At 73.6% G+C, this 9,955-nt stretch carries 8 protein-coding genes and 1 pseudogene; 7 read left to right on the top strand and 2 right to left on the bottom strand.

Annotation, left to right across the window (positions count from 1 at the left end; all coding sequences use genetic code 11):
- A pseudogene (locus AOK08_RS05250) lies at window positions 1-414 on the bottom strand (hypothetical protein); the annotation flags it as partial.
- Between the two features lie 324 nt (window positions 415-738).
- On the bottom strand, window positions 739-978 hold the full coding sequence (locus tag AOK08_RS05245; RefSeq protein WP_006382607.1) for a chaplin: 240 nt from the start codon (window positions 976-978) through the stop codon (window positions 739-741).
- A gap of 318 nt (window positions 979-1,296) precedes the next feature.
- Here AOK08_RS05245 and AOK08_RS05240 point away from each other — a divergent pair, with 318 nt between their 5' ends.
- The 7 genes from AOK08_RS05240 to AOK08_RS05210 all read left to right on the top strand — a co-directional run.
- Entirely contained in the window at window positions 1,297-2,412 is a 1,116-nt protein-coding gene (locus AOK08_RS05240; RefSeq protein ID WP_055524102.1) for a hypothetical protein, read from the top strand.
- 45 nt (window positions 2,413-2,457) lie between these two features.
- Window positions 2,458-3,648, top strand: a complete 1,191-nt coding sequence (locus AOK08_RS05235) for a glycosyltransferase family 4 protein (RefSeq protein WP_055524100.1) — start codon at window positions 2,458-2,460, stop codon at window positions 3,646-3,648.
- Window positions 3,645-5,102, top strand: a complete 1,458-nt coding sequence (locus AOK08_RS05230) for an exopolysaccharide biosynthesis polyprenyl glycosylphosphotransferase (protein WP_055524098.1) — start codon at window positions 3,645-3,647, stop codon at window positions 5,100-5,102. Before AOK08_RS05235 ends, AOK08_RS05230 begins: the two co-directional genes overlap by 4 nt.
- 5 nt (window positions 5,103-5,107) lie before the next feature.
- Entirely contained in the window at window positions 5,108-6,445 is a 1,338-nt protein-coding gene (locus AOK08_RS05225; protein WP_055524096.1) for an O-antigen ligase family protein, read from the top strand.
- Between the two features lie 47 nt (window positions 6,446-6,492).
- Complete coding sequence (gene murJ, locus AOK08_RS05220) at window positions 6,493-8,289, top strand: murein biosynthesis integral membrane protein MurJ (protein WP_055524094.1); 1,797 nt, start codon at window positions 6,493-6,495, stop codon at window positions 8,287-8,289.
- 40 nt (window positions 8,290-8,329) lie between these two features.
- A complete protein-coding gene (locus AOK08_RS05215) occupies window positions 8,330-9,019 on the top strand; it encodes a polysaccharide deacetylase family protein (RefSeq protein ID WP_055524105.1) in 690 nt (229 codons plus the stop codon).
- A 5-nt stretch (window positions 9,020-9,024) separates the two neighbouring features.
- Window positions 9,025-9,955: glycosyltransferase (locus AOK08_RS05210; RefSeq protein WP_055524104.1), on the top strand; the 931-nt coding region annotated here is incomplete at its 3' end.

The raw sequence follows: 9,955 nt of genomic DNA, 5'->3' as shown, positions 1-9,955 counted from the left end.
GGTCGCCGGAGTGGCCGGGAGTGCCGGGGTCGCGGGAACTTCCGGGGTCGCCGGGAGGGCCACCGGTGGGGTGGCCGGGACCGGGGCCGGGGCCGCCGCCGTGGCCGCCGCGATGGCCGCCTTCACGTCGTCCACCAGCTTCGTCGCGTCGTCCAGCGGCAACTGGCCGTTGTCCGCCTTGAAGACGGCCGTCAGCAGATCGGTGACGGGTTTGAGTACGCCGCCCAGGTCACCCAGCGACTTCACCTGCGCGAGGAGCGTGTCGGCGTTGGGGACCGGCGCCCGTGAAGCCGCGTGGCCGCGATCGCGGGCCGCGTCGCCGTCGCCCGCCAGGGCGGCCGGTGCGCCCATTCCGAGCAGGAGGGCGGCGCAGAGTGCGGTGGACGCGATACGCCGTGCGGGCAGAGCGCGCATGGGGGTTCCTTTCGGTGGCTCGATGGCGCGGTGGCTCGATGGCGCGGTGACGCGCTGATGTGCCGGACGGTGTGTCCGCTGTCGGATCCACCGTCGGATCCATCGCCACCTTCCGCAACCGGTCGTGCGCGCGAAGTGACGGCCCGTTGGCCGGGTCCCGCACGTCGTCCCTGGTGAGGGCCGGTGTCGGGGCCCGCCAGGCGAGCCCGCCGCCCGGCCCGCCATTCGGGGCACCCGCCGGAAAACGCGAGCAGGCCGCCCTCCCTGGAAAGGAGAGCGGCCGGCAGAAGGGTCCGCGCCGACTTACGTCAGCCGTTGACCACGTCAGTCGTTGACGCAGGTGTTGCCGAACGCCGGGTTCAGCAGACCGATGACGTTGACGGTGTTGCCGCAGACGTTGACCGGAACGTGGACCGGGACCTGGAGGACGTTGCCCGACAGAACGCCCGGGGAGTGGGCAGCGGCGCCGTGCGCGTCGCTGTCGGCGGCGGCGACACCGGCGGTACCCGCCACGGCGGCGACGGCAACGGTGGAAAGGGCGAGGCCCTTCGCGATACGCGACATGGAGAAGTGCTCCTTGGGAGTTGTCACAAACAGCCGGGCGGGGATGCCCGGCGCTGTGTCAACGCGTGGCGCGCGCCCGGGTTGTGCCGCCAATGGAGTGATCTCTCGAATCGCTCGGCTGCACGATTACGACACAGTCACGATGAATCACCAACAAGTACGCATAGCTGGCTAGAGTGGCTCATCTTCCGCCAGCCGACCCTAAATCATCTCGGAATCGCCCCGGAGTCGCCCCGGAGTCGCCCTCCAGATTTCTCCGTCCGTCGGTCCACGCCCCGCCCCGTTTCCCGACCTCTTCCCGAAAGGGCAACGCCGGTCATGTCTGATTCCCCGGGTCTTCCGCTGCGCCGTGCACTGGTGGGCGCCTTCGCCCTCGCCGCGATCTGGACTCCGGGAGGTACGGCGACGGCCGAACCGCCCCCCGCCAAGGACACGGAGTCGCAGCGCCTCGCGTTCGCGCAGCGCTACCGCGCGCTCCAGCACGGCGGGATCGTCCGCGCGGCCAACACCTCCATCAGTTGCCGCGCGACCCTCGGGACCTGCGACGGCATCCGCGAGGGCGAGAACCCCGCGACGGGAACGGGCGGCGCAAAGGCGGCGGTCAACGGCGACCTGGACATGTTCTACATCGACGTCGACAGCGACCCGAACACGTACAACTCCAGCCGCGCGGAGGTCCGGGTGCCGCCGGGCGGTGTCGTCTCGTACGCGCGGCTGTACTGGGGCGGCAACCTCAGGGCCGGGGAGCAGAAGCCGTCGAAGGACAACGGGCGGGTGCTGATCGCCGAGCCCGGCGGCCAGTACAAGGAGCTGCTCGCGGACTCGGTCGTCGGGCACCGGGTGGCGCACGGCGCCGACGCGTTCCAGGCCTCCGCCGATGTCACGAAGCTGGTCCGGGACAGCGGTTCGGGGATGTACACGGTCGCGCAGGTCAATGTGGCGATGGGGAGGTCGGCGGCCGGGGCGTGGGGCGGCTGGACGCTCGTGGTGGCGTACGAGAACGCGGCGGAGCCGCTGCGGCACCTCGTCGTGTGGGACGGGTTCGAGGCACTGGGCGACCACGGGAGTGACGGTTCGTTGGTCCGGATGGCCGAACTCCCGTTCCCGGCGGGCGCGAACGGGCGCGCGGGCCTGGTCGCCTACAACGGGGACCGCGACAGCCCCGGCGACTCCCTGACGGTGACCGCCGCAGGGCGTACGACCACGCTGGGGGACGCGGCCAACCCGCGCGACGACGTGCTGAATTCCACGATCGGCGGAGCCGTCTCGGAGCGCGATCCGACGTACGCGAACACCCTCGGCTACGACTCCGACGTGTTCGAACTGGGGACGGCGCTGCGGCGCGGCGGTGACCAGCTGGCACTCCGGCTCGTTTCCCAGCGGGACGCGGCGTGGACCGGCGCACTTTTCGTGGCCGTCGACGCCCGGCAGTAGCCGAGGTGCGTCCGGCACCGCCACCCGCGAGCGAGGAAACCCCGCATGCAACTGATCGCACCGGACCCCGGGCCACGGGTCCTGCACGTCACCCAGCCGGTGGACGGCGGGGTGGCCCGGGTCGTGACGGACCTGGCGCGGGCCCAGCTCGCCGCCGGTCTGCACGTCACGGTCGCCTGCCCGGACGGCGGGGACGGCGGTGACCTCGCCGCGCGGCTGCGGGCGCTCGGCGCCGACGTACGCCCCTGGCACGCGAGCCGCTCGCCGGGGCCCTGGCTCGCCGGGGAGGTGCGGCGGCTTAGGCGGGTGGTGCGGGCGGTGCGGCCGGATGTCGTGCACGCGCACAGCGCGAAGGCCGGGCTCGCCGCCCGGCTGGCGGTACGGGGGCGGGTGGCGACGGTGTTCCAGCCGCACGCCTGGTCGTTCGAGGCGGTCGGCGGGCCCACCGCCGCGCTGGCGCTCAAGTGGGAGCGGTCGGGTGCGCGCTGGGCCGCCCGCGTGGTGTGCGTGAGCGACGCGGAACGGGCGACCGGGGAGCGCGCGGGGATCGCCGGGCGGTGGCAGGTGATCCCGAACGGGATCGACACCGAGCGCTTCCGCCCGGCTCAGGCGGACTCCGTACGGGCCGGACTCCCGCTGCTCGCAGGGGTCGATCCGGCGGCTCCGCTGGTCGTGTGCGTGGGGCGGCTGTGCCGGCAGAAGGGGCAGGACGTGCTGCTCCGGGCGTGGGGCGAGGTCACCCGGCGGGTGCCCGGGGCGCGGCTGGTGCTCGTCGGTGACGGTCCCGAGGCGGGGCGGCTGCGGGAACTCGCGCCCGACTCCGTGCTGTTCACGGGGGCCGTCGCCGATGCCGTCCCCTGGTACCGGGCCGCCGATCTGGTCGTCCTGCCCTCGCGGTGGGAGGGCATGGCGCTGGCGCCGCTGGAGGCGATGGGCTGCGGGCGGCCGGTGGTCGTCACCGATGTGGACGGCGGGCGGGAGAGTCTGCCCGCCGCTCTCGCCCCGCGCTGTCTGGTGCCGGCCGAGAACCCGGCCGCGCTGGCCCGGACCGTCGCCGAGCTGCTGCTCGACCCCCCGCTGCGTGAGTCGCTTGGGCGACTGGCGCGCCGGCACGTTCTGTCCGCGCACGACGTACGGCACTCCGCCGAGGCCGTCGCGGGTGTGTACCGCGAGCTGATCACCGCGCACGCCGTGCGGCCCGTGCGCGCCGAGTACAGGGAGTCCATCCACTCGTGACTGCGGAAAGTACCGTCCCCTCCCCCGGCGGAGGGCCGCGGGAATACGGATTCTCGACAATGTCGGCCCTCTCGGCCGTCTCGGTCATCCCGTCCCGCGCGTCGGCGGGGGGATTCAGATACCCGGCCGGCCGACGCCCCACGCCCCGGCCGGCCTCCCCGCTGCCGCTGCTCGCCGCCGACAGCGGTGCCGCCCTGCTCGGCGCCCTGGCCCTGACCGCGCCGCTGCGCCACCCCCTTCTCGTCGGCGCGCTGCTGCTCGGGGTGGTCGTGCTGAACTCGCGCGCCTCCCTCTACCGGCCCGGATCCGTGCCCGCGTTCCTCGACGAACTGCCCGCCGTCTGCGGCCGGATCGCGATGGGCTGGCTGGCGCTGGCCGCCCTGGTCGGGGCGTACGAGCCCGCCGACGCGCTGTCCGCGCGGACCCTCGTCCTGGGGTGCGCCGCGCAGGCGGGGGCGAGTGCGGCGGGCCGCGCGGCCGTGCACTGGCTGCGGCGCCGGGCGCTGCTGCGCCGCCCGCACACCGCTCTCGTCATCGGCCCGGCCGGTACCGCCCGGCGGGTGGCCGCCGCGTTCCTGCGCCACCCGGCGTGCGGGGTACGGCCGGTGGGGCTTGTCACCGACCACCCGGACGGCTCGGCGGGTCTGCCGGTGCTGACCACCGGCGAGGAGGTCCAGCGGGCGCTGATCCAGAACGGCGTCCGGGCCGTCCTCACCGTCCATCCCTCGGTACGGTCCGAACAGGGGCCGCTGCTGCGGGCGTTGGCGGAGTCGGGCTGCACGGTGTGGGAGATCGACGCCGAGTCGCCCTCGTACGAGAGTGCCGAGCGGCTCGCCGGGTTCTCCTGCCGGCGGCTCGCCATCGTGCCGGACCGGCCGGGCAGCCTCGGCAAGCGGCTCCTCGACGTCGTGGTCTCGGGCACGCTGCTGCTGCTGGCCTCGCCGCTGCTGCTGCTGTGCGCGGTGGTGCTGCGCCTGACCGGCGGGCGGGGTGTGGTGTTCCGGCAGGAGCGCATCGGCATGGACGGGCGCCCCTTCACCCTGCTGAAGTTCCGCACCCACCGTCCGGTCGACGAGATGGAGTCGGCGACCCGGTGGAGCGTCGCCGACGAGCAGCGCATGAACTGGTTCTGCCGGCTCCTGCGCCGTACCTCGCTGGACGAGCTGCTCCAACTGTGGAACGTCCTCTGGGGCGATATGAGCCTGGTCGGTCCGAGGCCCGAACGCCCCTACTTCGTCGGCAAGTTCAGCCAGACCTACCCCGGATACGCGGCCCGCCACCGGATGCAGACCGGGATCACCGGGCTGGCCCAGATCAACGGGCTGCGCGGTGACACCTCGATCGAGGACCGGTGCCGCTTCGACAACGCCTACATCGACAACTGGTCGCTGTGGCAGGACATCTGCATCCTGCTGCGCACCGCCGCCACGCTCGTCCGCCCGACAGGAAGCTGAGCGAAGTGAGCCACAGCCCCGCGCTGTCGTTGCCACGCCGAGTGCCCTTCACGTACGTCACGTCCATCGCTCCGCTCCTCCCCGTGATCCTGGTGATCACCCTGCTCGCGCTGCCGGCCGCGCAGGGCACCGACGGCGGCGCGACCCCGGCCGACGCCGTCTCCGGGCTCGTGGTCCTCTACTGCGCGATCCGGCTCGTACGGGAGCGGCGGCGCCCCCTGTCCCGTACGGCCGCCGTGGTGCTCGGCCTGCCCGTGACCGGGCTCGCGGTCGCGGCGCTCGGGGCGTCCTCGCCGGCGGCCGGGATCGGGGGCCTGGGGCGCTACCTCCAGATCTTCGTGCTGGTCCCGGCGGCTGTCGTGCTGCTGATCCGGGACCGGCGCGACTTCCGGACGCTGGCCTGGGCGTTCGTCGCCTTCGCCCTGTTCCAGGGGGCGGTCGGGGTGCACCAGTTCGTGACCGGGACCGGTGCCTCCTACCAGGGCGAGGAGATCCGGGCGGTGGGCACCTTCGGGCCCGCCGACGTGATGGGCATGGCGACCGTGGTGGCCTTCGGGCTGATGTGCGCGCTGGGGCTGGCCCTCGGGTCGGCCACCGCCCGGCAGCGGGCCGTCGCCGCCGGGTGCGCCCTGGTCCTCCTCGTGCCGCTCGCCGTCTCCTTCAGCCGGGGCGCCTGGATCGCCACCGCCGCGGGCTGCGCGCTGCAACTGGTGCTGGCCGGGATCCGGCGCGCGGTGAAGGTGGCCGCGGTGGTGGCGGCGTCGGCGGTGATCCTGGTCGGCGGCCTCGGTCTCGGCTCGGCGATGCTCCAGGAGCGGATCAGCAGCATCACCCAAGTCACCAACGCCCCGGACCAGTCGGTCACCGACCGGTACACGATGTGGGCGGCGGCGACCGACATGTGGAGCGAACACCCTCTCACCGGCGTCGGGTTGAAGGGCTTCCCCGAACACCGCGACGGACACGCCTCGTTGGCCCTGTCCTCGGGCAGCGACACGGAGGGCGCGGGCGCCGCGTTCCGCAAACAGCCGCTGCTGTCCCCGCACAACATGTATCTGCTGGTACTGAGCGAGCAGGGCCTCATCGGTCTGCTGGCGCTCGGCGGCAGTTGGCTGGCGCTGCTGGTGTGCGGGCTGCGGGGGCTGGTGCGGACCCGGCGGTCGGCGTCCGGCGGGCTCGACTGCGCGCTCGTCGCCTGCGGGCTGCTGATCTGGCAGCTCATCGACTTCCTGTACGCCGACATCGGCGGGCCCGCGACCGTGCTGACCGCCGTCGCCTTCGGGATCGTCGCCTGGTGGGCCCTCGTCGGTGCCGACGACGTGGCCGAGACCCCGGCGCGGTGAACGCGACACCTCCCCGGGCCGAGGGAGACACCGAGGGAGAGACCAGGGTGACCCTGCCCACGGCACGCGCCGCCGCACCGGCCGCGAAGGGAAAGGGAGAGCGAGAGGGAGAGGGAGAGGGAGAGCGAGGGGACCGACACGACGGCAACGGCGGTGACGGCAACGACGGACATGCCGGCGACACCGGCCACGACTCCCCCCGACTCGCCCCCGTTTCCCGCAAGTTCCTCGCCCAGGCCACGCTCATCACGGCCGTCCTGTCGGTCGCGGGCGCGCTGCTCGGGCTGGTCCGGGACCAGTCGCTGGCCCGGCTGTTCGGGGCCGGCAGTGACACGGACGCCTTCCTGGTCTCGTGGACCGTGCCGGAGTTCGCGGCGACGCTGCTCATCGAGGACGGGCTGGCCTTCGTCCTGATCCCGGCGTTCAGCATGGCGCTGGCCCGGCGCGCCCAGGGTGCCCCGGGCGATCCGGTACGGGCACTGGTCGCCACGACCCTGCCCCGGCTGGCGCTGGCGTTCGCGGGCGTCGGCGGCCTGCTGATCGCCACCGCTCCCTACCTGGTCGAGGCGCTCGCCCCCGGCCTGCCCGACCCGTCGCTCGCCGTGGACTGCACCCGCCTCACCGCCACCTGCGTGTTCAGCTTCGGGCTCGCCGGGTACTGCAGCGCGGCCCTGCGCGCGCACCGCAGGTTCCTGGCCCCGGCGGCGATCTACGTGGCCTACAACACCGGCATCATCACGGCGATGTTCGTGCTGGGCGGGCACTGGGGGGTGCGCTCGGCGGCGGTCGGTGTGGCGGTGGGCGGCGCCTTGATGGTCGTAACCCAACTTCCTTCGGTTCTGCGTCAGTTGCGGCGCCGCCGGTCGGCCGTACCGGAACCGGCGGAGGCCGTGGCCGAGGAGACCTCCGGGGCGCCGATGGCGTTCGCGCTCGTCGCGCCGGTGCTGCTCTTCGCGCTGACCCGGCAGTCGCAGGTGCTCATCGAAAGGTTCCTCGCCTCCACCCTCCCCGCCGGGGCCATCTCGCATCTGAACTACGCGCAGAAGGTGGCGCAGATCCCGATGACGCTGTCGCTGATGCTGTGCACGGTCACCTTCCCGGTGGTCGCGCAGGCCATCGCGGAGGGCGACACCGAGCGGGCCCGCAGCCGGGTGGAGCGGGACATCGCGCTGGCCGCCTGGGTGGTGCTGCTCGGCGGCGCCTCGGTGGTCGCCTGTGCGCCGCAGGTCATCGAACTCCTCTTCCAGCGGGGCGCGTTCACCGCCCAGGACACCGAGGCGACGGCGACCGTGATGCGTGTGTACGCGCTCGGGTTGCTCGGGCACACGCTGGTCGGCGCGCTGGTCCGCTCGTACTTCTCCTCGAACCGGCCCACCTGGTACCCGCTGGGCGCGATGGCCGCGGGCATCGTGGCGACCTCGTGGATCGGCGCGTGGACGGTCGGCCCGTGGGGGGTGTGCGGGATCGCCGCCGCCAACGCGGCCGGGATCACGGTGACGGCCGCCCTGCTGCTGTACGGCATGGGCCCGCGCAGTGTGCCGATCCGGACCCGGCGGGTGGTGGCCGAGCTGACCAAGCCGGTGCGCGCCGCGGTGTGCGCGACGGCCGCCGGGGCGTTCGTGACCAGCCGGATCGACGGACCGGTGGCGGGACTCGCCGCCGGTACGGCGACCGTCACCGTCGTCTACTTCCTGCTCGGGCGGCTCATGCGGGCCCAGGCCGTGCAGAGCTTCGTCCTCGCACTCCGTTCCGTACGCTCCCTGACGACCCGAAGGCTTCCCGATGCCCGCAAGCGCGTCCGCTCCCACGCCCGCCCCCGCCGCGACCGGGTCGACCGGCCGTGACCGAAGAGCCGGCCGCTCCGGTGCCGTGCCCTGGGTCGCGATGTACCACTCGGTGGGCGACCGCTCGGACGACCCGTACCGCGTCACGGTCACACCGGAGCGCCTGAACGCCCAACTGCGGTGGCTGCACCGGCGTGGGCTGCGGGGTGTCGGTGTGGCCGAGCTGCTCGCCGCCCGTGCCCGGGGCGAGGGGCGCGGGCTCGTCGGGCTCACCTTCGACGACGGGTACGCCGACTTTCTCGACAACGCCCTTCCGCTGCTTGAGCGTTGGGGCTGCGGCGCGACCCTGTTCGTCCTGCCGGGGCGGCTCGGCGGGGAGAACGCCTGGGATCCGCTGGGCCCGCGCAAGCCGCTGCTGACGGCGGACGGCATCCGGGCCGTCGCCGGGGCCGGGATCGAGCTCGGGTCGCACGGGCTGACGCACGTCGACCTGACGACGGCGGACGACGAGCTGCTGCGGGCGGAGGTCGCCGAGAGCAGAGCGGTGCTCACGGAGTTGAGCGGTGCTCCGGTGGCGGGGTTCTGCTACCCGTACGGGACGGTCGACCAGCGGGCCGTCGACGCCGTGAAGGCCGCCGGTTACCGATACGGCTGCGCGATCGACCCCGACCCGCTCAACGGCGTCCATGTCCTGCCCCGCGTACACATCGGCGAGAACGACACCGCCGTACGCCTGCATCTCAAGTACCGGCTGCACCGGCTGCGCCGCCGCCCGGTCGAGGGGGTGTGACGCCGATGAAGGCCCTGCACATCATCACCGGCCTCGGGGTCGGCGGCGCCGAGCAGCAACTCCGGCTCCTGTTGCGGCACTTGCCGGTCGACTGCGATGTCGTGACGCTCACCAACCCCGGCTCGGTCGCCGACGGTCTGATCGCCGACGGCGTCCGGGTCGTCCACCTCGGCATGGCCGGCAACCGCGACCTCGCCGCGCTGCCCCGCCTGGTCGACGTCATCCGCTCGGGCGGCTACGACCTCGTGCACACCCATCTCTACCGAGCATGCGTGTACGGCAGGTTCGCCGCGCGGATCGCGGGCGTACGGGCGATCGTCGCCACCGAACACTCCCTCGGCGACTCGCAGATGGAGGGGCGGCGGCTGACCGCCGGGGTCCGCGCGCTGTATCTCGCCGGCGAACGGCTCGGCCGCACCACCGTCGCCGTGTCCCCCACGGTCGCCGAGCGGCTCCGCCGCTGGGGTGTGCCCGCGCCGCGCATCGAGGTCGTCCCCAACGGCATCGACCTGACCCGCTTCCGCTTCGACCCGGTCGCCCGCCAGCGCACCCGGGAGCGCCTCGGGCTGCCCGAGGGGGCGTACGTCGTCGGCGGCGTCGGCCGGCTCGCCCCGGGCAAGCGCTTCACCGACCTCATCCACGCCCTTGCCCAACTCCCCTCCGACTACTGGCTGTTGCTGGTCGGCGGCGGCCCCGAGGAGCAGGTCCTGCGGCGCGCCGCGAACGAGGCGGGCGTGGCCGGCCGGGTGCTGTTCACCGGCGAACGGCCCTACGTGCCCGACGGCACCCCCGGCCCCGACCTGCCCTCCCTCACCGCCGCGATGGACCTGCTCGCCTCGCCCAGCCCGGAGGAGGCCTTCGGTCTCGCGGTGGTGGAGGCACTGGGCGCCGGGCAGGAGACGTATCGGACCGGCAGCCCGGCGCCCAGTGCCTCCA

The sequence above is a fragment of the Streptomyces graminilatus genome (assembly GCF_001418565.1).
Classification (GTDB): domain Bacteria; phylum Actinomycetota; class Actinomycetes; order Streptomycetales; family Streptomycetaceae; genus Streptomyces; species Streptomyces graminilatus.
The sequence above is the reverse complement of the archived record's forward strand: the minus strand, read 5'-3'. Positions and strand labels throughout refer to the sequence as shown.